The following is a 22,762-nucleotide window of genomic DNA, read 5'->3' as shown; positions in this document are numbered from 1 at the left end:
ATGCCGCGCGGCTCACTCCGCGCGGATCCAGGCGCGGAGTGAGCTCGTTGGGGCTGGAGGACTCGTGCTCGCCCAGAACGATCACGGTCCGGTTTCTTCGGGCGAAACCCGCTCGGCGGGCAGCGGGTTCAGGTATTCGTCGGCGAGCTTGGCCAGGTGCATCGGCAGCGGCCTCGCTAACGGAACGTAATCGTCGTGGAACCTCAGTTGGTGGCTGAGCGCTGCCCAGACTGCGGGGTCGTCCTCGGCACGACAACCCAGCAACGTGAGTTCCAAGTACTGCGGATTCCAGGCGGGCACCGTCGGCGAGGACGATCCGTTCGGTTCACGGCCGATTTTGCGAAGCCCTCGGGGAACCTTGGGGAAATTCTTGGGCACGTCGGCGGTACTGGCGAATACGCGGTTGCCGGGCGGGGCGTCCTGGGACGCCCACAGGCCGAGGCTGAATCCCGGCGTCTCGGAGTCCTTGCCGGGGGCGTACCACTGGGGTACTTCTTCCCGGCTGTTGCGGTCGCGGAGGAGGACGATCCGGAGGTGTTCGCCGAACGCGCCGAGACGTTGATCCGGTTCGCCGGTGAAGCCCAGCTTGTCCTTGACCAGAGTGCGATTCCCCAGCCAACGCCACGAGTCCCGCAGGTTGCCCGCGTTCACGAACAGGAGCGTGGGCCGGTCCCGGGCTTGGAACAGGATCGCTCGGATACGGCGCTCGATGTCGGCACGCTCGTCTTCGGCCGTCGAGAACGTGTCACGACCATCCTTTCGCGGACCGTCGGTGTCCAGGTCATTACCTGCAGCGAGGGAGACGAGAAGGTCGCTGTACGGAATCCAAGCCCGTGCGTCGTCGTCCCAGCCTTCGACCGGATGCTCTGGGGCGGCCGGCCGGATCCTGACCGCGACGAGATGCCGGGAGGCGCGTTTCGTCAGGGCGGTGGCCTGCTTGCGGACTGCCCAGAGGGCGACGTACTGGAGGTCCGCCGGGATCTCGGCGCCCGCACGGTGCTCCGGCACCGAGGACGCGCCGAGTTGCCGGAGACCGTCAAGGCAAGCGGACTCGGCCCGGATGGCAGGGTCGGCGGTGTGGTCATCGGAGACCTGGACGAACTGGGAGACGCGACCGGTGTCGGCGAATCCGAGACGCAAAGCGAATTTGGGGTCCGAGTCCGGTTCGGTGAACCGATCGGCACCGGGAATCTCGACCAGCGCCAGTCCCGCTCGGCCCGTCCGGCGGGGGAATCGCGCCGCGACCGCCGCCCGGCGAGCACGGAGCGTCTCCGACGCTCGTGCGTCCTTGCTCTTCACCTCCGGTGGCGCGGTGAGCGCGTCGCCGAGTGATCCGGCGTCGGACAGGGAGAGCTCGATTTCGAGGCCGTCCACCGACCAGTGCCGTACGCTCCCGTTCCCGGAATCCTCAGCGGCGACTCCGAGCAGGACGGCCAGCTGATGGACGAGGTGCTCCTGGGTCTCCGGGTAGAGAGTGACGATTTCGATGGTCAGGGGTTTTCCGGCCAGCGCGGCCCGCAGCGCGGCGCGCCGGGCGCACACCGCCTGTGAATCGACTTGGGCCCGGCGGGCGGTGTCCGTCTTCGGGACTTTGGGAAGCAGCACCGGTTTGCTGATCCTGGACACGCGTTCGAGTGGAGACGTCCGCCGGAACCACGGTCGTAGCCCGTCCGCGACCCAGGCATCGAGATGTGCGCGCTCGCCGGGCATCAGGCCGGTGCCGATCTGGTGCCTGCCCATGGCGGTGCTGTGCACGACCCCTGCTGCGACCTTGCCTTGCCCCCGCAACCAGTCTCGGGGTGAGGCGATGATCTCCTCGGGCTTCGGATAGCGCTGGACGATGTCCAACTCGCCGATGATCTCCACTGAGCTTTGTCCTCGCCACGTGTACCGGCCATCCTGCGGTGAGAACTTCATGACGTTGCCGATCAGCCGGGTCCGGCGGGCTTCGGAGTCTTCCTGCCAGGGAAAGGGGAGATCGAACAGAACCGTGACGCCGCGGCCGCGCGGGGTCCAGATCGGCGTGCGGGTCGACCATCGCCGGATTCCCGAGGACACGTGGACCCGGAACGACGGGGTGAACGGGACGTTGTGCACGGTGATCTGCAGCAGCGCCGAGTAGTGGTGATCCAGGCCGTTCTTCCGATACGGCAGAGGCGGCCAGGTGACCAGTTCGGCTCCCTGTTCGCGCCGCACCACGCGGAACCACTGGTCGACGCCCGCCCCCTCCGAGCGGAAGGGGCGGGCGGCCAGGCGAAGAGCCAGCAGCTCCGGCAGAAGCGCGTAAAGCCGCTGATGTGGCAAGGCGGTCCCGCCCGGTGAAACGTCGGTTCCGGACAACTCGACCGGGCACTTCCGCCATTCCGGCTTCGTGGTCCGGATCGCGTCGAACACGCGGCGGGTCGCCGCCCGGTGCTCGTTCTCCGGCCGGAGCATGGTCACCCAGCTCAAGAAGGCGGGCATGACGACGTCGTCCGGGAGCTGTTCTCTGGCATAGAGCCATGGCACGGACGGGTCGGCGGAGGCACCGCGGCCGGTCGCGAGAATGCCCGGGGCCACCGCGCGCAGCAGATTGTCGAGTTTCCGGACCGGCAGCCCGGCGAACGGGTCACGGCTTCGCCAGCCGAGCGCGAACAGGTCCGTCAGCTCGGTGCGCCATTGATCGGCGAACGTCATCACCTGGAATTCCTCGATCCACGGACCGGTGCCGGGGTCGGGTTCGTATGCGCAGGGGGTGATCACGGAGTGCATTTCAGGTCCTTATTGTCGAGGCAACGGTCCAGCGCCGCCCAGAGAGGTCGATAAAGCGCGTTGACGATGTAGCGGTCGTGAGCCGATTCGGTCGATCCCGGGTGCAGATACGGCGTCAGGACGGCATGGATGTTGTGCAGCAAACTGGTCTCGCGGGTCTCGGCCGCCGGCTTTCCCGCAGCGGTTTCCGGTGCGAACGCGGCGTCGACGAAGACGACTCGGGCGTGCACTCCGCCGCGCACCAGGCGGCCGATCACCTGCCAGATGAGGACCAGCAGATCCCAGGTCACGGTGTCCCGGTCCTTGCCGAGGTTGCTCCAGCCCAGTGATCTGACGAGAGCTCGGTACCAGTGTCGCCGTGCCTCCTTGCGGATTGCGAGGGCACCCTCCTCGATGTCGGCGGCGGCGCGCATTCGCTGGGCGAACTCCGGGCTGTCGGCGTACCGGACAAGCCAGTCGTTGACCGTGTGCACCGCGAGCCCCAGGTCGTCGGGCCGGGGGTTCGGCCTGGCCAGGAAGTAGACCGTGCCCAGGGCGGCCACGCTGTCGAAGTTGAGGATGTTGTGACCGCGTTCGACCGCCAGTAGGGGCGCCACGAGGATCTCGGCAGTGGTGTGGCGGAGGGAGCCGACGTCGCCGCGGCGCAGGACGGGCGCGTGCCGTTCGGTGTCCGCGAGTTCCGGTCCGATGTCGGCGTCGTCGTCGGACACCAGCCGCAGCACGGCTCCGGTCCACCGAGGGCGCAGGGTGTGGAGGGTGTCGGCCACCAGCGCGGCTTCTTCGTAGCTGCCCACCAGAAGCAGGACGCGTCGCCGTGGATCCGGCAGGACGCGGAGTTCACGCTCCAGGATGCTGCCGTCGTGGTCCTGCTCACCGAGCCGGACCGCCATACGGCGGAGGATGTCCGGCCGCTCGTCCAAGCCAGCACCGGACAGCTTCAGGGGACCCGCGTCGCCGCCGCGGAGGAATTCGAAGCGCATCTCCGTTCCGTCGACGACGGCGCGGGCGTGAGCCGGGTGAGGGAGCAGGATGGCGCCGACCGGAACCGGCACGTGATAACGGCTGGAGCTGCCTGCCCAGCTGCTCCCCGACATCAGGAGGACATTGGTCCTCTGGCGGCCGTCCACCTCAGGGATGCCAGGGAGCGCGCGGAGCAGTTCCCGGCCGATCCCGCTGCATCGGAAATACCGGAGCTCACCACTTTGCACACCGTGCCGCGGCGGCCCGTCGATGATGAACTGGAAGCCCAGCACGTTGCCCATCGGCGCTTCCGGGACGAATGGACCGTAGTCGGCCGGGCGTTGGTACATGTCGTTGAAGGCGAGCTTCAGGACCGATTCCACCCGCGGCCACATCGCGTTCATCGCCGCGAGCTTCGGCTCCAGCGCCGACAGGAGCAGGGTGAATTCGAATTGGTGGCACTTCTCGTCCAGCCAGTCGTCGGGATGTGGGGCCGGCTTGTGCCCGCGTTTCGCGCGCTTCGGTTGCTTCTGTTCCGCGTCGTAGGACTGCTGCAGGTCGGCCAGCTTCGGTACGAGGTCGAACAACTTCACCAGTTGTGAGCGAAGCTTGAGCCGGGTCGCGGACTGGCGTCCGGTGGTGAGTAACTCGTTGACTAGCACGGTCAGCTCCGGGACGGCCTTCCTGGCGCGATCCCCGAACGGGTTGTAGCGAAAGACCTCCAGTTCGTCCATCAGTTCCTGACGTGCCTCCTTCGTGGACGGATCGTCGTGGGGGTAGCGCTCCTCGATCAGCCGGAGCTGGAGTGTCCACGCGCTGAAGTAGCCGGTGTGCACCCAATCCCGGAGCGCCCGCCGAGCGACCAGCATCGCGTACAGGCGGTCGGTCGCCGCCGTGATCGTGTTGACCGCCGCCGTCCAGTCTTCGACGTCGCGATCGGACAACTGGGTTCGGGCTCCTTCGGACAGTTCGCGGATCTTGTGGGTGTTCAGGTCGTCGAGCAGCGAGCTTCGCCCCGAACCGCCGATCAGCGTGACCGCGGGGGCGAACATTCTGTCGAGCTGCATCTGCACCCGGTCCGCCTCGTCGACGATGATCAGGTCGCTGCGGCGGCAAGCGGCCTCGAGGTAGCGGATTCGTTCGGAGTTCTGCGGCCGCGGGATCGAGGCGTCCACCAGACCCGCCGGTGTCGATACCCAAATGGTGGCGTCGACGAGCTCGTGCGCGCCGCGGTGCCGGGGGCAGGCCGCCCAGAACGGACAGACCAGCGGTACCGAAGACCATTCGTGCTTGGCCCAGGGCCGGACCGTCGGGCGCTGGAATCGGGTGCACGGTGCCTGGTTGAAATCGAGTACGTCGCGGTGGTCACCGCAGAGCGGGTTCACCGCGCATGAACTGCTGAGGTGGTCGAACGCGGAGCCGTCATGGGCGAGCAGGTTCGGCATGCCGCGTCCGGCGAGCCGCCGGTGCATCCGCCGGGTGTGCCGTTCCTTGCCCGACGCTCCCAGGATCGGGGCGGCCAGACCGCCGGTGTACAGGTTGTAGAGCCTGACCAGTTCCAGGGTTTCGGCGATGTCTCCGACCACGACGGTGACCCGGCGGCCGCGGCGGGCAAGATGCACTGTGAGTACGTCGCGCAAGGTGCTCTTTCCCGCTCCCACAATGCCGAGCAAGTGCTCGATTCCCGCGACGGTGAACCGTCCCGAAGGATGGAAGCCCGCCTTTCCCCGTTTCCGGAGCCGGACCGACCGCAGGCGACCCGCCCAGTCGTGGAACTCGATGCGGTCCATGGCTTCGGCGGTGGCGATCAGGTTCCGCCAGACGACCGGGATCGCTCTTCCGTCGCCGGCGGGCGGGAGCTGGATGTCGTGTCTCGCCGGCTCGGGGATTCCTTGTGTGTCGGGAAGTTCGACTCGCAGCATCGTCCGTCCGGCCTGAAATCGGTGTAACCCTTGTCCTGCAAGGGAAATCGGTCGGGTCGTGAACGGTGGCGCCGTGCTGAGCAACTTATCGTAGAAGGTGAATCGATCGTCGGCGATTCCCTCCGTCGGTAACCGGACGATCCGGGCGGACGGGTCGGGGACGTCGAAGGCCCGGACTTTCCGGTCGAACTCCTGATAGGCGGTCAGCGCGTCGTGCCAGCCCGATCGCCTGCGCAGCGTCCACAGTGTGAAGCGCGCGGACCGGAGCATGGTGGCCGCGTTCCCGCCGGTGACGAGCCCCCGCCCCCGTACGTAGGGGATCCCGCAGAACAACGTCCATGCTCCGCCCACCGGTTCGTCGGGGTTGACCAGTTCGTGCAGCCGCAAGCCCACCTCCACGTCACACAACAGAGCCGCCTGATCCGGTCGCAGCTTTTTCTCTTCGAGCCGTGCGAGGACCGTTTCCAGTACCGCCTCGGGTTCACGCATCAGAATTCCTTTCGGCCCGCGGCCACATTGGTGAGTAACTCGCTTTCGGTGCTGATGACGATGCGCGCTTCCGGCGGGAGAGCGGCGCGAAAAGCCTCGCGTCGTTCCGGCAGCGCCATCGCGGAGTCATCGGGGACGACCGCGATGTCCACCCGGTCCGAAACGGCGTCGTGGGCGAGCGCGGAAGGCACGACCCGGTCGTAGAACCGGACCACCGGGATTCCGGTTCCGGGAAGCGCCGTCGTCGCAAGGTCACGATGAAACCGTTCCTCCGCCTTCGCGGGGAGCGACACGAAGAGCCTGAGCGACGGGTCGAGCACGAGCGTCCGGGTGACAGGAAGACGGTGCTTGACCGGTTTGCCAGGGTGGCAGGTCTCGCGCTCGCACCACGCCGTGAAACGTTCGTCCGGGGTGTCCGGCAGCGCGAGCAGACCACACTCGCAGACCGCGATCTTTCCGCGAAAGACCCATTCGGCAGGTGGTGGCCGGTACAGGTCTTTCACGAACCTGTACGCCGTCGCGGCGTCAGGATCGTCCATCAGGAGCCTGCGATGGGTGTCCGGTCCCACGACTGCGTGGGACCGGACGAACCGGCGCCGTGCGGCCGCTTCCGCGGCCGAGGCGTCGGACGTCAGCTCCGTCATGAGTTCGGCGGCGACCGCTGCCAACCCCGCCAGCTCCGCACAGGCACGGGTCCGGGTCCGGTGGACAGGGGACACCAGGGGAGGGGCGGAGTGTCGCTCCCCGAACGAGAACGGCCATCTTCGCGAGGTCAGGTCCGTGCACCACTGGATCAGTTCGGGCACGCCCGCCGGCGGTGTCCGCCCGGCGAACAGGCATTCGAGGACGATCGAGTCGAGCGCGTACTGGGTCTCACCGGGATAAGGCGGAACCATCGATCCCGAACCGTCGTGACAGGACAGTGCGTGCACGCCCCGCGCCAGGTGGGCGAGCAACTTCGCCGTGTCCGTCATTCCGCGCCTCCGGTCGTTTCGCGTGCCGGGCACCAGCGAGCCGTCTCGCAGTCGCCGCAGTGCCGTCCCGGCGTCGGAAGGAAGTGGTCGTCGTCCTGCCAGCGGCCGAACGATTCGCTTATCACCGTTTCGGCCTGGCGACGGATCGCGGGAGTCAGCGGGTCGAGCGTGTACAGGTCCGCGCCCGCGGGCCGGAGGATCTCGAGTTCGACCCGGCCGATCCCCAGCCCGTACTCGTCATGTGCGGCGAGAAGGGTCGCGAGGGCCAGCTGCGGATAGCGCTCCAGCCAAGGACGCGTCCCCCGGCGCCCGGATGCCGAGGTCTTCACCTCACGCCAGACCCACGTGTGTCCGTCGTGGTAGAGCAGATCCGGCTTGGCCAGGACGACCGTGTCGGCATCTGGGTCCTCGTAGACGAGGTCAGGTTCGACTCGAAGATCGCTCCGGTCATGCGTGAGATGTACCGGGCACACCACCGAGTGATGGCGCAGGAGAAGGAGGCCGAGCGCCTGGTCTTCCGGAGTCAGGTCGAACCCCGGCGGTACCCAGTCCTCGGGAATCCGGGTGTCGCAGGGTTCGACTGCCTCGTCGTGGCGGCGCTCCAGGTACCGGTGGACCGCACGCCCGCGCTCCGCCGCCGGTCCGCGTTCGACGTCTTGAGCCACCGGAAGGCGTTGTCTGCGACCATAATCCTTGGCAGGACAGACGGCGTGGTTGCGCGCCGAGGTGGCGGACCAGCTTCGCCGCGGCCGCTTCCGGTTCCGGACGCCCAGCAGACCAGGTGTTCGGGGCAGTTCCGGGCAGATCGCCGAGAAGGGGCAGTCGGCGCACGACGAGCCCGGTCGATACACGATCGGTTCGCCCGCGTCGACGAGTTGGGTGAGTGCTGCCCGGCCGGCGACGGCGTAGAGGTCGAGCGCGGCGCGCCGTGAACCGTCGAACAAGGTGGCCGACCGGCCTTCCAGCATCCCGAACTGCCGGATCCTGATGTGCTCCGGCGGTCCTTCCGGGCCGCCGGAGGCCAGGACCAGCGCCGCGACCGCGATCTCGGCGTCCGTCCTCACCCGGCCGTCCAGGCGGTTCGACGGCAAGCGGACCTCGCGGAGCCTTCCGTCCGGCGTCCGGTAGCACCGGCCCCAGACGGTGATCCGGTATTGCCGGGCGCCGCGCGGATCGGGCTGGGAGAGAACGCTTTGATACACCCACCTTCCTCGCGAAGGGAGCAGTCCCTCCTCGCCATCGGGCGGAAAGGCCTTCCGGTATCCGGTGACGGCGTGCTCGGTCCAGCGCCGCACCGAATCGTGCATCGGACGCTGGGTGACCTTCCTGAGCGCGTCTTCGGTGCCGAGCCCCTGGTGTTCGATGAGATCCAGGGCGTCCATGAACGGCCCGTTCGCGAAGGATTCCAGTTTCTCCGGCTTGCGGAGCACCGGAGTGTCGGCTCGATAGCGTGGACGTGCGTTCAGCGCGTCCCGTGCCGGGCAGCGGTACCGGGCGGGGCCGAGCATCCCGACCGACACCTTGATCAGGCCGGAATCGCCCGACACCCCGGCAGGGGGATGCCATTGCGTCATTTCTTCCTCTTCCGTGAGAACATCCCGGGATGTTTCATCCGGGTGCGGTGGTCGATGACCGGTATGTGGTTCTGGAATCGCTCGGCGGGGGAAACTCGGGCGAGGTCTACCGGGTCCGGGACTTCGGAACCGGAGAGCTTTTCGCGCTCAAGATCCAGCAGCCCCGATTTTGGGAAAGCACCGGTGCCTACCAGGTGTACGGCGATGAGTTCCTCGACGAGATCGCCATCGCGGAGGGTCTGGCCGACGTACCCGGCCTGGTCCGGGCGCTGCAAGGCGGTGAGTACCTCAAGCGCCGGTACTTCGTCATGCCGGACACCGGCGGTCGTGATCTCGTGACCGTCATCGAGCGCGAAGGGGCGGTCTCGTCGGTGAGGACGGCCGCGATCGTCGCCCAGCTCTGCGAAACCGTCGGGGGACTGCATGCGCGGGGTCTGATCCACCGGGACATCAAGGCGGAGAACACCCTGATCGACCCCGACGGCGGGATCTGGCTCATCGATCTCGGCAGCGCGGTGCGTCTGGGGGAGGAGACAGGCCCGGCGGGGACGACCGGATACGCCGCTCCCGAGGTCGCGCTGGAGGGAGTGGCGTCCGTCGCCTCGGATGTGTTTTCGTTGGGGTGTCTGCTGTTCAGGCTGGCGGTCATGAATCTTCCTTATGAATGCAGGACAGGGGAGAAGCCGGTGGCGGGGCCGTCGTTTCCGGACGGGCTCGGCCCGGCGCTCGAAGCCCTCCACCCGGTACTCCGCTCGGTGGGACTGAGCATGATCGCGTGGGAACCCGGCGATCGGCCGCAAGGCACGGACGAGATCGTCAAGGAACTGGAGCGGCTGTTGCCAGGGGCGGAGACGCCGCCCACGCCGGGACGTGAGCCTGACCCGGTACTGGCCTTTTGGTTGGCCAGACATCGAAACACGCCCCAAGGATTGGCCAGCGACTCTTCGACCCTCGCGAGTCCCGTCTTGTCGTCGATATGGCGATACAAGGACCTGGCACGGGTCAGCGCCTGGTCGCTTTCTTCAGCGCGGCCGTCGAGCTGAAGGACGCCTGCGAGGCGTTCGAGCGTCCGGGCTTCGTGGCTGTGGCGGGTCATGGCCCGGTAATGCGAAATCGCGAGGTCATAGGTCGCGGCCGCCAGGGACCGATCGCCCCGGCTCTCGTGGACCTCGCCGAGGATCGCCAGCACGGCCGCCTGACCGTTCACATCGCCGGACGATTCGTAGCGGTCGCAGGCGGCGCTACAGGTCTTGATCGCCCGATCGTGATCACCCTCGGCGAGGGCGACTTGTGCCAGGCCGCTGAGCGCGTCCGCCTCACCGAGGTCGTCGCCCTGCTGCTGGAACAGCACGCGAGCTCGGCCGTACTCGTCGCCGGCCCGCCGGCTTCCGCCCTGGTCCAGGTACAAGGCGGCCATGCCGACGTGGCCGTAAGCGACACCCCGGAGGTCACCGGCTCGCTCGCTCAGACCGGCCGCGCGCCGTTGCGCGCTCTCGGCCAATCCGTACTTCTTCATGTTCCAGCGCGAGCCCGCGAGCATGCGGTAGACCATCGCCTGATCAGGCAGGCTCGCGACCTGCGCGGCCGCGTCAGCCGCCGCGTGCAGATAACGCTCGGCGTCGGCGAATCTGCTCCGGCGCCACTGATAGGTCAGCAGCGCCATCGCCAGGAGCCAGGTGTACCGGGGCGCTCCCATCGTGGCGGCCTTGCGAAGCGCGGCGGTGATCGTCGGATACTCATCGTCGAGCCAGGACATCGCCTCCTCCGCCGTTTGCGGGACTTCCACGGCACCGGAGACCGGTACTCGAATCGGCAGTTCGCGTCCCGGAACGAGTGCCCGGTCACGGGCCCAGACGTGCTGGAGGAGGAACTCGAACGAGGCCGTGACGGCTTCCTCCGCACGCCCCTGAGGCAGCTGAGATGCCAGTTCGGCGCCGTAGTCGCGGATGAGGTCGTGCATCGCGTACCGCTCGTGGACCGGCTCTTCCACCAGGTGCGCCGCAACGAGTGCTTCGACTTCGCGCGAGCAGGAACGGCCTGCCATGTCCACGGCCGCCGCCAGACTGATCGTCGGCCCCGGATGTAGGGCGAGCAGGACCCACATGGTTACCACCCGGTCGCTCAGACCCTTGTGGGAGTACGACAACGCGACTCGCACGTCGAGGCCCGTGTCGCCCGGATAGGACAGTGCGTCGAGCCGGGTCTTGGTTTCCGTCAGGTCGTTCCGGATCGAGCGGACGGCCTCGGCCGGGCGCGCCGCCACCCTCGCGGCGACCACCGCCAGCGCCAGCGGAAGCCCGCCGACGAGCCCGGCGATCTCGTCGACGAGATGGCCCGCTTGACGCATCCTGGTTTCACCGAGGGAATCCGCCAGCATCGCGACCGCTTCGGGCCGGTCCAGCGGATGAATGGTGAGCGGATGTGCGCCCTCCCTGGTGATCAGGCTCTCCAACCGGGACCGGCTCGTGATGACCACGGGACATCCGGTGCCCGGAAGCAAGGGTCTGGCTTGCGCGGAGTCCCGGGCGTTGTCCAGTACGACCAGGATCGACCGGCCCGCGGTCTCGGAGCGGAAAGCCGTGATCAAGCCGTCGATCGTGGTCACCGCTGGCTCGACGTCGAGGTCCTTCAGCATCCTTGCCAAGACCTGCGCAGGCGCCTCCGGCTGAACGGCGCCGAAACCGTTGAGGTCGACGTACAGTACGCCTCCCGGGAACTTGTCTTCGTTCTCCGCCGCCCACCTGCACACGAGGCTGCTCTTGCCCACGCCGGCCATACCCGACACCATCACGATCCGGCTGCCTTCGGCTTCGGCGTCCACGAGCGTTTCCGACAAGAACTGACGCTCGCGCCCGCGTCCGAAAAGCCGCTGACGATGCCGGGGAAGCTGCCCGCGCGCCTTGACCTGCGGCGGACCGCCGATCATGCCCGGGGTGAACCGAGCCCGGATTCCGGCGAGCTTGCCTTCCGGGTCGCCGTGCTCGCGGATGTGATCGGCGAGAAAAGCACCTGCGTACGCCCCGGAAGAGTCCTCCGCGAAGACATCGGAGACGAGGGTCAACAGCCGTACATCGTGAGGCCACCGTGAGAGAGCATCGTAAACGGAAATTCGGAAACTTCGGATTTCCCCGCAGGCGCGCATCGTGTCGAGAAGATCCAAGGTCGCACTCAGCCGCCGGTCGTCCATGGTCTGTCGTTCTTCGCTCAGGCCGAACTTCTCGAGGTCGGAATCCGCGAGCGGTGCGCCCCGCCACTCGTCAAGAGATTTCTGCAACACCTTCATGCGCGCGAGGCCTTCGAAACGCTTTGCTTCGGTGACCCCGGTCGTGAAGCGAAGGTAGTCGACCGTCCAATCGGTGAGCGTGATCGAGCAGTGCCGGTTGGGATTCGAAGCTTGCAACAGCCCTCTCAAGGGCTTGCCGAAGTCTCTCGTCACGTCCCGGACACGGTCGTAGGGAGCCCGTTCATGAGGCCACAGCCTGGTGACGATCGCGCCATGATGCATTTTCTGGTTCGGGGTGACGACGAGCACGGCGAGCAGGGCCTTCGCTCGCGCCGAGGTGATATCGACTTCCTTGCCGTCCACACGGACAACGAGAGGGCCCAAAAGGTTGATTTCCATCAATTCCTCTTGACAATCGACGGGGTTATTTCGGCGGCGAGTCGCGCTTGGCCGGTCGCTGGATCCTCTCACCGTTCCGCGTTCCTTGGCCACTGTGCCGACCCACGCTCGACCCACGCTCGGCCCACGACCGTGCCGAAAACCGCTTTCGGAGAGCCTGTGAAGATGACCGGGCCTCGAGAAGGATTCGTCTTGTCGCCTTCTCGGGAAACAGGAAAGAGAAGATCAAGGAGTGCATCATGCAGCGAATTCGCCGTTTCAAACCGGTGTGCCGCCCGTGCGGGGATGGGCGGAAACCGTCTTGGCCGCCACGTCAGGGACGGCGTCCCGGACGTTCGACGACCACCCCGCCCCGGCCGCGACCGTCGTCCATTTCGGTGGGCGGCCGGGCCGTATGACGGTCAGGCCGTGACATCCGCGGTGGTGGCCGCTGTCCGGTGGCCACCACCGCGGATGTCCGCCTGCCGGCTCTCCGTCGGCGACCACAGTCCGAGATGTGCGTACGCGCTGCAGGGCCTACTACTTCAGCCGCATTTCGTGATACTCGTGGTGTAGATCACTAAGCAGGAAGCGGCGGGCTGCCGTCAGATGAGTTTGCTTTTTGCCAGCAAAAGGACCCTGCGCTGCTGCGCGGTGCGCACGAGCGCTTGCACGACGACACGTTCGGTGTCGGCACCATCAGGATGGTGGTCTTCGAGTTTAGTGAGAGTGGTGTTCGAGACGATTGCCAAGTTCCAGCGACGGCGGGTCAACACCCCGGGGTATCTGCGTCGCCGCAGTCGGTAATAGCCAACTGCACTCCCAGGAGAGCCGGGAGTGATGGAAGTGGCTCGAAGGGCGGGAAGGTCTGCCCGGGCAACGGGTGATATCGCCGTCAGGGTGGCATGCATCTGCGCGGTCGCGGCGCCTGCTAACGTCGCTTCAACACCATGGCGGGGAACGTCCGTCCGGACTGACGGACCAGCCTCGCTCGCGCGGGGAGAACGCAATACGGCCAGCGGTCCGCGGGGAGCACTTGGGACCAGCCCCCACTCGCGCGGGGACAACGGCCGGGTGAACACGACCGCGAACACGTGGTCGTGACCAACCCCGCTCGCACGGGGACGACTGAACCAGCGGGTTCAAGACCTGGGCGCCGAAGGGGGCAACCCCGCCTGCGCGGGGACGATCTGAACATTCCGGTACTCGGCGCAGTCACGCTCGGACCAACCCCGCTGCGCGAGGACGACTCGAAGCCGTAGCCGGTGTACCCGCTGGCGACGGGCCAACCCCGCTCGCGCGGGGTAGTAGAAGAACTCAAATCTGGCGATCGCCGATATTTCGCAAAATGCACCCTGGGCAACGTCTGCAGCTACTACGGGTCCCGCCTCGATGCTCAGGCCAGCACAGTCGCCGGCGCCCTCAGATCGCATCCGCCGACGTCGCGGCTTGTGTCAAGCGCCGGGCAGCTGCAACGGCGCCCGCGTAGTCCAGCGACGCGGACGCGAATTGATCGCAGAGGAGCTCTTCACTCAACCAGCCATCGAACTTTTCGGTCGCCTTGCCCTTGACCTTGCGAGCCAATTGTTCCGGGTCCGGCGTCCGCCCCGCGGCTATCTTGTCCAGCGCGGATAAGGCCGCCGCGCGTGGTACGCCGACGAGCCGCAGTGCGGCACTGTCGACAGCCGCTTCCATCCTGGTCGCGTTGAGGATCGCCGCGAGCGTGTGCAGCTCGCGGTCGCCTGCCCAGGGGAGTAGGAGCGTGTCCGGGCCATCAGTGATGATGGAGGCTCGATCATGCCCGAGAGTGGCGTAGAACCGGCGAGCTTGCTCCAGTAGATCTCCGGACTGGCGGTCCAGGTATGTGGGAATTCGGTCGCCTTCCAGGAGATCTCGCATCCTGCCGCGTACCGCACGGTGCACCGAACCACCGGCGTCGCCGAGGTGTGGCGGCTTGCCTCCGGCGGCCGGAACCAACTGGACGACCTTGTCGTCCTCATGGACGGCACTGACCCGCCAGCGTTGGCCAGCGAAGACGAGCCGCAGGCCTTCGTAGAGGGGGAAGTCGATCGGCATGGTGCCGAGCTGCCGGCCACTGTGGACGAGTCGGTACTCCTCGGGAGTCTGGAAAGCGGCGTAGAACGTGTAATGATTGACGGCCGCTTCGCCGAGCCCGCCGAGCAACAGGGTGCCATCGCCGGCCTGGGCGAGCACGTCCTTGGCGCCCAAGGCGCGGAGCAGTTCAGCGAACTGCGCCGTGGTGACCGCCGAGAATGGGCTGCCGCGGCCACAGAGCACTGCGTATGCCTCGGCCGGTCGAGCACCGCCGTGCTGGGCGATCAAGGACAGCAGTTGCTGAATCAAGGTCGACAGATGAAGCCGGGACGCCTCCGGTGGCTCGCACCAGCGGTCGAGCAGCAGATCGATTGAGGCGATCGTCTGCATTAACGGCAACTGGAGACGGTCGAGGAGAAGGGTCCCGGCGTCGATTGCGACGGTGGCGCAGTACGCCCGCAGGATCGCGGGTTCGTCACGACGGCCGGAGCGCCCGAGCCGTTGCCGCAAGGAGGCAACCGACGGAGGCGGGCCGATCTGCGCGACTTGGGCGATGGCACCGATGTCGATCCCCATCTCCAGCGTCGTCGTACAGACGGCAGTGGTCGGCCTCGTCGGGTCCTTGAGCATCGACTCGACGTCTTCGCGGAGCTCCTTGGAAAGGTTTCCGTGATGGGCGTGGAACTCGTTGGACACACGGGCGCGGACACTGCGGTCGGCGAGCTCGGCCGCGTAGAGTTCGACGCGTGAGCGCGCGTTGGCGAACACCAGATTGGTCTTGCCGCGCAGGTTGGCGAACAAGTGGTCCGCGATCCCGTGGACCGCGGTGTCATCGTCATCGGTCTTCTCGGTGCCCGGTCGCTCGTCGATATAGCTGCGCAGCTGAAGGCGAAGTTCCTGGCCGCTCAGCGCCGATTCGAGGATCTTGACCTGGTCTCCGTGATCGGGGCGAAGCTGGTCGGCGGCCAGCGACATGTCTCCCAAGGTCGCCGAGAGTCCGATCCGCGGGATTCGTCGCTTGACGGCGAGTTCGAGGCGGTGGAGTTGGGAGAGCAACTGCGCTCCGCGCTCGCTACCAAGGAACGAGTGCAGCTCGTCTACGACGACGTACTGCAACGTCGCGAAGAGCCGTGGGACTTGTGTGCCGCGAAGAACGAACATCGCTTCGAGGGATTCCGGGGTGATGAGCAGGATCCCGGATGGAGCATCCAGCAATGCTTTCTTGCGTGTCCCGGCGACGTCTCCATGCCAGCGATGGGTCGGGATCTCCAGCACTTCGCACAGCTCTTCCGTGCGCCGGAACTGGTCGTTGATCAGGGCTTTGAGCGGACCGACGTACAGCGCCTGAATGCCCGGGCCGTCATGCTCGGCGAGTTTCGAGCAGATGGGGAGAAACGCGGCCTCGGTCTTGCCCGCCGCGGTCGCGGCTCCGATCAGGACGTCGGTGTCACCGGCCAGGATCGTGGGGATGGCGGCGTCCTGGATATCGCGAAGCTCGTCCCACCCCTGCTGCCAGACCCAGCGTTGCACCTTCCGATGTAGCAGGCCGAAGTTGGCCGCCTCAGATGCGGAGACTGGTGAGTTCATCCGTACCGTCCACATTCTGCGCGCTGAGCTCGTTGGGGAGCGGCTCCAGGTCTGGGTTGGCCTCGGTGTCGATCGAGACGTTCCCGAGGAGCTGCCGCCAGTCGGCGCCGGGGTTCTGGTCGAGCACGGCCAGGAGGTTCACGAACTCCTTGATGGTGTTGCGGGGAGTCCGGAAATAGGCGTCGCCGATCCTTCCGGCGCAGTGTTGCATGAACGCTCCCAGCGCCTCGTCCGGGACGAGGTACGCGGCCGGATCCCCGGCGGCGTAGACGTGGCGCAGGCGTTCCAGCAGGACGTGCATGTCTTCCGGGGTCAGGTTCGCCAGCCGAAGGACCGGACCGGAGTAGTCGACCAGGCCGCCGACGGCGAAGTTGTTCTCCGCGAGGCGGCTGCGGAGAGCTTCGTAGCTGTAGAGCCCTCGCCGGGTGTCCATCAGCATCTCCGGTGTGCCGCCGAAGCAGAAGCCGAGAGCTTCGACGTTGCCTTGGAGGCAGTCGTTGACGATGCGCAGGACCTGCTCGTAGTTCGACTTACGGGCGCCTGTATGCGCGAGCTTGTAGAGGTTGACCATCTCGTCGAGGCAGACAAGCAGCCCGGAGAAACCGGCCAGCCGGACGAACCTGGCGACGAGCTTCAGCTGGTCGTAGAAGTTGGAGTCGTCGATGATGCTGCGCACTCCGAGCGCGGCGCGCGCGTCCGTCCGCGTGGTGAATTCGCCGCGTAACCAGCGGATAGCGTCGGCCTTCAGCTGTTCGTTGCCAGTGTCGTGGCCTTTCCAGTAGGCGCCGATCACTTGTGCGAAGTCGTAGCCTCCGACGCTTTCGGACAGCTTTTCGAGACGGTCGGCGATGCAGGTGGCAGGCGATATGCCGGCGCTAGTGGCTTCCTGGATCGCCGAAGTCACGAACCTTTCCACGATGCTGGGAAGGGCGTTGCCGTCCGGAGTCGAGCGGGTGGCGATGTTGCGCATCAACTCGGCGTACAGCGAGCGGGCCTGACCGCCGCTGGCGTGCAGGCGCCTATCGGGAGTGAGATCGGCGGAGGTCGTGACGAGCTTTCGTTCGGCCGCGATGGAGCGGACCAGGTTGAGAAAGAACGTCTTGCCGGCACCGTATTCGCCGATCACGAACCGGACAGCGGAGCCCCCGTCTGCGATCCTCGTGATCTCCTGGCTCATCGCCGAGACCTCGGCCGCGCGCCCCACTTGGATGTGCTGGAACCCGGCGCGAGGCACGACCCCGGACCGCAGCGACGAGATGATCGCGTCCCGATCACGGGGGCGCAGGCGAACGGCCTTCTGGGCGGGCGTCGTCATCCGAGCATGTCCTTCACAATGTCCTGGTTGATGTCGAGGGGATCCGAGCCTTCACACAAGGGCTCGCCGGTGCGGTCATACGCTGCTTCGTTGAGGGCTTCCAGCGCACCGTCGGGCATGAGGCCGACCTCGGCGGCGAGCTCGTCGAGGTCGGCGCGGCTCCACGTGTCGCGCGCGACGAGGAGGTGGAACAACCGCGTGTGCGCGTCATCGAGGCCGTCGACGACGGCCTCGTCGCTACGGGGAGGGGACGGAGGCGAGACGGGCTCGTCGTCGGCGAAGATCTCGGCCAACTCGGCTGCCACCAGCACCGACTCGGCCCTGGTACGTGCCAATCGTTTCGGATCCAGTGTCAGTGTCGCCGAGTCCTGACGGCTCGCCGGAGACGGCGGAATCCGTAAGCCCGCCTTTTTCTTGCCAGGGATTTCAGCGCGGGTCAAGTCGTCGGTCGCAGCCGCATGAAGCGACCCGTACACGTCGCCTGGATCGAGACCAAGGGTGGTGAAGAGGCGCTCGAGCGTGCGGATCTCGTCCGGGGTGACCTGCCCGTCGGCGGCCGCGATGGTGGTCAGCAACCGCCCCACCGTGGCCCTCCGGGAGGTCGACAGGGATTCCAGCCGGCGGCGCAAGACAGCAGGCGTAGGTGGCTTCGTCAGGACCAGTGCCGCGTGTGCGTCGAGCCGGAGTTGTTCGTCTTCGCTGAGATCGAGTTCGTCGATCGCCAGCTCGCGCAGAGCGCGACGCTCGGGCTCGCTGACTGTCCCATCCGCTGTGGCGACGAGCATGCCGAGGTTGATGATCGCGAGTGCGGCCGCGTACTCGACGCCAGGCGCGCTGACCGGTCGCTCCGCGCGGCGGAAGAGAACAATGGACGAGGTCGGAGTCGGTGTGCTTCCGCCGAACCGGACGTCGGGTTCGATGCCGAGACCACGGTGTTCGAGCAGCTGGGCGATGGCGACGGAATCGGCTTTGGTCAGTTTTCCGGTCTTCGTCGGCCACCGGGAGATCAGCTCCTGTGCCGAGATGACTCCGCGGCTGTCACCGCCGATGCACTGCGCCGCCCATGACCACAGCGCATCGGTCTCAGGACTGGGCCTGTGCGTGACTCCGTCAGGGAGCAGGGCGATTGCCGCCGGTGAGCCCGCGCCATCCGGATGGCGGCCGAGATAGCGGCTGTATGCCTCCAGATCGCTGGTCACGGCTTCGACGATGTCGCGGAGTTTGGCGATCGGGCCGGTCAGTCGGCTGATGTCCGGGAGCGCTGTGTTCTCCAGGTCGACATGTCCGTGGAAGCCGATGCTGGCGGCGTAGTAGCTCACCGAGAGGCGCGGCTTGTTCGGTTTCACGACCAAGCCGTCACCGAACTTCGCGCGATACCGCTTCGTGAAAAGCTCGAGGAACTCGTTCGGGCATCGAACGGCGGGTGTGCGCAGGTAAGTGTCGGGATGGTGCGCGTACCACGAAAGTGCCCAATCCGCGGGAACCGCACGCCCTTCGACCGCCAGTTGCGCCAACCCGATCTTCAGATCGATCGGCAGTTCATGGCTCCATTCGGTGACCGGCGGCGCCGCGCGGTCATAGCGCACCGCCGGATCGAGAAGGGTGGCTGCTTCGAGCAGACCTTCGGCATATCCTTTGAAGGATCGGTTACCGCTGTAGATTTGCAGCAGCCGTCGGACCTCGGCGACCAGGATCGCGCGTTCGGTGCCGCTGTTGTCGAGTTCGGGGATCTTCGTGAGCAGCCGGCGTTCCAGCCCATAGAAGTACAGGAACACATAGCCGATGTAGGCGTTCGGATTCGCGCGGCCACCGGCCAGCCACGACAGATAGGCGCCGCGAGCCTTCGGCGAGATGTCGCTGTAACAGGGCCAGTAGTCCATCGACTGGCCCTGCCAGTCCAGATCACGTGTGTCGACCGGCAAAGTCGGATCGATCAAGGCGGGTTCGACGCCGATACCGGCCGCGTCCGGCATTCCGACGCCTACGTAAAGCATTCCGCCCTGCACGGTCAGGCCCGCGACCGTGATGTCCTGACCACGCGGAACCCAACCGTGACCGCCTGCCGCCTGTCGTCGTTGCGGGGGTGGCGGGGCAGAGATCGACCGGTTCCCGTGAGGCGGTGTGACAGCCGGTTGCGGCGCGGAATAAGGCTGCGAGCGGATAGGTGACGGCTGTACGACGTGGCTGGGGGTCGGGCGATGATTCGGGACCGGCGCAAGGGGAGCCGGTCGACGAGGCGCGGGCGGGGTGCGCACTGTTCTGGTGGCCGAGGGCTGGAGAGCCTTCCAGGTCAGCACGATGATGAGCGCCAGCACGCCCAGGAACGCGATCACCAGAACCGCGATCAGCCCTGCCAAGAAACCTCCCAGGTCGCATCGCCGTCCGGCGACGTTTCGTCGTGCTTCGCTGAGTGATCGAGACCGATCGCACTGGGGTTACAGGCTTGACCGGATCGTCACCTGAACGTGCCGACTTGTGCCAGGTCGGCGGTACTTTCCGAGCAAGCGGTTTTCATCGGATGGGTAAGCACCAGGTCGGTTGTTCTGTGCGTTGTCGTGTGCAGTCTCGGCGTTTCGTCCGGCCGGTCGGGTTCACGTTCGGACAGCGGCGTCTGAAGGAGGATTCCTTCTTTGCGCCATTTTCTGAGAATCCGGCGACCGTAGTTGTGGGTTCCGGCGATGCGGTCCAGTTCGGCCCCGGACGGTGTCCGCCCCTGAGCGTGTTCAGAAAGATAGTGGCTCCACATCAGCGCCTCGGCGGTCGGCTTCGATTGTTGGTGCGACCTGTCCGGCGCCGCAGCAGGGAGATCAACCGGGGCAGCTTTGTCGGCTTCGTTCGGCACTTGCGACGCGGCGTCAAGGTTCGCCGAAGCAGGCGTTTGGTCGGTGGGTTCGACGCGGTGGCGTTTGAGGGCGCGGTTGAGAAGCTCGACGGCGAGTAGCAGGGCAAGGGGTGGGCAGGCGGCGACTGCGACTCCGAACGCACTGGTCACGGGTGCCGAGGCGATGTTCGCGCAGAGGGATAGCGAGATGCCGAAGATGAACGCCGACCAGGCTGGCCACCGGCTGGAGCCATCGCGGCTTGGTTTCCAGAGTTCGACGGTCGCGGTGGTGAGGAGGCCGTCGACGATGAGCGGCCAAATAGAGGCGGTCATCGTGTCGGCGCCGAACCGGAGCGCGAACTGACGTCCATGGACGTAGGAGGCGTAGGCCGCCCCAAGGGCGACCAAGGCGGTACAGCCGCACTGAATCCAAAGGGAGAGGTCCCGGCGAAAGCTGTTCATGACGCGGCCCCACCGCGGTCTCGACGGAGCCGGTTGATCTTCAGTGTGGCGGAAAGCTGCAGCTCAGAGGGCTGTGAGGACGCGTGGTTGCTGTCCGTACCTCGTCGGGGGTGTCGTCGCCGGCGTGTTCGGAGATGGTCCAGCAGTTCTTGTCCGGCAGGTCCGACAGCAACCCGAGCAGCAGTGTTCGTGCACGTCGGCGGGGTTCGACGCGGGTGAACCGGCCGGCGATCCGGCTGATCATCTCCTCGAACATCACCGCCCACCGGTCAGGGTTTACGCTGGGACCCGCGGCCACCAGCCGATCAGGGTTAGTCCACACAACCGACCATGATCAACTGGTGGCCGCACCTGTCTACGGGCAGCCCACCAGCGACATCACGAAGTCCGGCTGGAGTACTAAGTACCCGTTCGGGCTGGTCGGCGAGGCAGAAGGCGCGTCCCAGTTCGATATAGAAGTGTGAGCGACGCTCCGCTGGCATGGTGAGCGGGGGAGACCAGCCGCTGGCAAGGCGCAGGGCGTTGCCAGCGTCGCCGATCTCGACGTCGAGAGACAGGTCATGGATGCGAACAGAGGCCACACCGAACGCGGTTCCAAGATGAATGCCTTCATTTGTCAGGCGCGCCACCTGCTGAGCTTCCTCGATGTGGTCACGTGCTTGGCGTGCGTTTCCCGCGCGTGCGGCCATGACGGCTGCACGCATGTGCAGAGTCCCGTAGGTTGCGGCAGCCGTTTCGGACTGTCCGACATGGACGTCGTTCGCGGCACGCTCAAGCATGCGTCTACCGGCTTCGAGGTCTTCGGACGCGAAGAAGATCTCGCCGCGTACATACGAACTCGCTCCAACGAGAAGATCGTCTTCAGACAGAATTGAGACTTCTCTGAGTGAGTCAATATATCGAGCTGATAGATCGTAGTATCCGAATTTGTCGGCGATCGCATCGGCTGCCCGATACGTAAAAGCGAGCAGGCGGGCATACTGGTGTTTGGAGTTTGTCGGCGCTGACAAGATCGCGCGATGTAGTTCAGGGAGTAATTCCGGAAGCTGCAGGGAAAGATTTGTGTAGTCGGATTGTAAGCGCCGCTCCACGATGGACTGTACGATCGACTGAAGATCATCGAGTGTTCGAGTGCGGCCATCTGGCGGGATATCTCGGGTATCAAGAACACGCCGTAGGCGTGGTATTTGCGCGTGGAGGACACTCTCTGCGGCAGCGTTTTTCGTGGTTGCGTCATGCCGACCATGGCTAGACGTGGACGCTGGGGTGGTGTCGACCAGTCGGCGGAGTTCTTGGAAGGTGAGGTTGAGGGCGGGCGCCAGGCGCAGTTGGTTGTGCAGGGTTGGTGTGGCCTCGCCGCGTTCCCAGTTGCGGACTGACTTTGGGTAGACCTCGATGGCTTCGGCGAGGGTTTCTTGGGTGTGGCCTGCTGCTTTGCGCGCGGCGATCAGGCCTTGACGTCGTTCTGCCATCGTCAGCCTCCCCTCGGTTGCGGTGTTCGCATCGTCGCAGGTCAACGCTACCAATTGCCGGTTGATTGCCGGAAGACGACCGGCCGCATTGCCTGGTGCCAAATCGGCAGAACCGGAAACATCATGCCGCAGCAGACCGGACGCACGCGAAAAGGAACCAATGGTCAGCAGGGATCGGGCATTGCCGCATCGCCGGAGCGTCGCGAAGCATCGAGCTGGACGGGCGTTGGACAGCGGCCTTGCAGGGTGAAGCCGAAACTCATCGGTTGCCGCGTCGGCGGGCGCCGCCAACGGAAGGTGAATCACCTGCCGGCACGTACGGTGCTAACACGCGATTGAGTTCGCAGACTTCGGAAGTCGTGCACCTTCTCGACACCGCGGCACAGGTTGACCACCGGATCCTCGTTCCTTTGTGCCTAGTACTCCAGTCGTAGTTCGTGATGGTCATGGTTCGTGGGTTGTTTGTCGCTGGTAGTGGCTTTGCTGGGCGCGGTATTGGTGGCGTCTGCGCCAGCTTGAGCAGCGGATCCGGTGCGCGGCATCGAGAGCGGGTCGGCTGATGAGTGTGGTGAACAGGTGGTGGATTTCGTTGCAGGTCAGCGAGATCCACCCGGCGGTCGTGGACTCGGGGTTTCGTTCGGTGGAAGCGACAACGGCGAGGAAGGCGTGGGCGAGCATCGCCATGGCCGTCCAGCGGTGCCAGGAGGTCCAGCGTCGGACCTGGTGCTGGTCGAGCCCGGTGAGGCCTTTGCCGGTCTGGAAGGATTCCTCGACTGTCC

Annotated in this window: 11 protein-coding genes and 3 pseudogenes; 1 reads left to right on the top strand and 13 read right to left on the bottom strand. The window is 66.1% G+C overall.

The features are described from left to right. Nucleotides 1-81 precede the first annotated feature (81 nt). The 4 genes from ACLARN_RS26960 to ACLARN_RS26945 are packed head-to-tail and all read right to left on the bottom strand — an operon-like array spanning nucleotide 82 to nucleotide 8,670. Nucleotides 82-2,751, bottom strand: coding sequence for a pPIWI_RE module domain-containing protein (locus ACLARN_RS26960; RefSeq protein ID WP_409494249.1), 2,670 nt, complete (start codon nucleotides 2,749-2,751; stop codon nucleotides 82-84). Beyond that, on the bottom strand, nucleotides 2,739-6,122 hold the full coding sequence (locus ACLARN_RS26955) for a hypothetical protein (protein WP_409494248.1): 3,384 nt from the start codon (nucleotides 6,120-6,122) through the stop codon (nucleotides 2,739-2,741). The genes ACLARN_RS26960 and ACLARN_RS26955 overlap by 13 nt, the downstream gene beginning before the upstream one ends. Then, nucleotides 6,122-7,096 carry a hypothetical protein gene (locus ACLARN_RS26950; protein WP_409494247.1) on the bottom strand — a complete coding sequence of 325 codons (975 nt, stop codon included), beginning with the start codon at nucleotides 7,094-7,096 and terminating at the stop codon, nucleotides 6,122-6,124. The genes ACLARN_RS26955 and ACLARN_RS26950 overlap by 1 nt, the downstream gene beginning before the upstream one ends. Continuing rightward, the gene (locus ACLARN_RS26945) at nucleotides 7,093-8,670 is read right to left on the bottom strand and encodes a PD-(D/E)XK nuclease family protein (protein ID WP_409494246.1); all 1,578 of its coding nucleotides are present in this window, start codon (nucleotides 8,668-8,670) and stop codon (nucleotides 7,093-7,095) included. Before ACLARN_RS26945 ends, ACLARN_RS26950 begins: the two co-directional genes overlap by 4 nt. A gap of 29 nt (nucleotides 8,671-8,699) precedes the next feature. Here ACLARN_RS26945 and ACLARN_RS26940 point away from each other — a divergent pair. Continuing rightward, a pseudogene (locus tag ACLARN_RS26940) lies at nucleotides 8,700-9,290 on the top strand (serine/threonine protein kinase); the annotation flags it as partial. A 38-nt stretch (nucleotides 9,291-9,328) separates the two neighbouring features. On the opposite strand, the gene ACLARN_RS26935 reads toward ACLARN_RS26940, so the two are convergent. From ACLARN_RS26935 to ACLARN_RS26895, 9 genes and pseudogenes are all read right to left on the bottom strand, one after another. Beyond that, complete coding sequence (locus ACLARN_RS26935; RefSeq protein WP_409494245.1) at nucleotides 9,329-12,256, bottom strand: AfsR/SARP family transcriptional regulator; 2,928 nt, start codon at nucleotides 12,254-12,256, stop codon at nucleotides 9,329-9,331. A gap of 620 nt (nucleotides 12,257-12,876) precedes the next feature. Next, nucleotides 12,877-13,044, bottom strand: a complete 168-nt coding sequence (locus tag ACLARN_RS26930; RefSeq protein ID WP_409494244.1) for a hypothetical protein — start codon at nucleotides 13,042-13,044, stop codon at nucleotides 12,877-12,879. A gap of 649 nt (nucleotides 13,045-13,693) precedes the next feature. After that, nucleotides 13,694-15,913 (bottom strand): DEAD/DEAH box helicase, encoded by a 2,220-nt coding sequence (locus tag ACLARN_RS26925; protein ID WP_409494243.1) that lies wholly within the window; start codon nucleotides 15,911-15,913, stop codon nucleotides 13,694-13,696. Then, a complete protein-coding gene (locus tag ACLARN_RS26920) occupies nucleotides 15,888-17,228 on the bottom strand; it encodes an ATP-binding protein (RefSeq protein WP_409494242.1) in 1,341 nt (446 codons plus the stop codon). Before ACLARN_RS26920 ends, ACLARN_RS26925 begins: the two co-directional genes overlap by 26 nt. Continuing rightward, complete coding sequence (locus tag ACLARN_RS26915) at nucleotides 17,225-19,483, bottom strand: TerB N-terminal domain-containing protein (RefSeq protein WP_409494363.1); 2,259 nt, start codon at nucleotides 19,481-19,483, stop codon at nucleotides 17,225-17,227. Before ACLARN_RS26915 ends, ACLARN_RS26920 begins: the two co-directional genes overlap by 4 nt. A 200-nt stretch (nucleotides 19,484-19,683) precedes the next feature. Further along, nucleotides 19,684-20,511, bottom strand: coding sequence for a DUF2637 domain-containing protein (locus ACLARN_RS26910; RefSeq protein ID WP_409494241.1), 828 nt, complete (start codon nucleotides 20,509-20,511; stop codon nucleotides 19,684-19,686). Between the two features lie 94 nt (nucleotides 20,512-20,605). Beyond that, nucleotides 20,606-20,752, bottom strand: a pseudogene (locus ACLARN_RS26905) (IS701 family transposase); the annotation flags it as partial. A 70-nt stretch (nucleotides 20,753-20,822) separates the two neighbouring features. Beyond that, on the bottom strand, nucleotides 20,823-22,289 hold the full coding sequence (locus tag ACLARN_RS26900; RefSeq protein WP_409494240.1) for a helix-turn-helix transcriptional regulator: 1,467 nt from the start codon (nucleotides 22,287-22,289) through the stop codon (nucleotides 20,823-20,825). Between the two features lie 138 nt (nucleotides 22,290-22,427). After that, nucleotides 22,428-22,762, bottom strand: a pseudogene (locus ACLARN_RS26895) (hypothetical protein); the annotation flags it as partial.

This window comes from Amycolatopsis sp. cmx-11-12, from assembly GCF_046269425.1.
Classification (GTDB): Bacteria; Actinomycetota; Actinomycetes; order Mycobacteriales; family Pseudonocardiaceae; genus Amycolatopsis.
The sequence above is the reverse complement of the archived record's forward strand: the minus strand, read 5'-3'. Positions and strand labels throughout refer to the sequence as shown.

Excerpts from the sequence above, each read along its gene's own strand:
- ACLARN_RS26960 (WP_409494249.1), bottom strand. The coding sequence starts at position 2,751 with ATGCACTCCGTGATCACCCCCTGCGCATACGAACCCGACCCCGGCACC.
- ACLARN_RS26955 (WP_409494248.1), bottom strand. The coding sequence starts at position 6,122 with ATGCGTGAACCCGAGGCGGTACTGGAAACGGTCCTCGCACGGCTCGAA.
- ACLARN_RS26950 (WP_409494247.1), bottom strand. The coding sequence starts at position 7,096 with ATGACGGACACGGCGAAGTTGCTCGCCCACCTGGCGCGGGGCGTGCAC.
- ACLARN_RS26945 (WP_409494246.1), bottom strand. The coding sequence starts at position 8,670 with ATGACGCAATGGCATCCCCCTGCCGGGGTGTCGGGCGATTCCGGCCTG.
- ACLARN_RS26925 (WP_409494243.1), bottom strand. The coding sequence starts at position 15,913 with ATGAACTCACCAGTCTCCGCATCTGAGGCGGCCAACTTCGGCCTGCTA.
- ACLARN_RS26920 (WP_409494242.1), bottom strand. The coding sequence starts at position 17,228 with ATGACGACGCCCGCCCAGAAGGCCGTTCGCCTGCGCCCCCGTGATCGG.
- ACLARN_RS26910 (WP_409494241.1), bottom strand. The coding sequence starts at position 20,511 with ATGAACAGCTTTCGCCGGGACCTCTCCCTTTGGATTCAGTGCGGCTGT.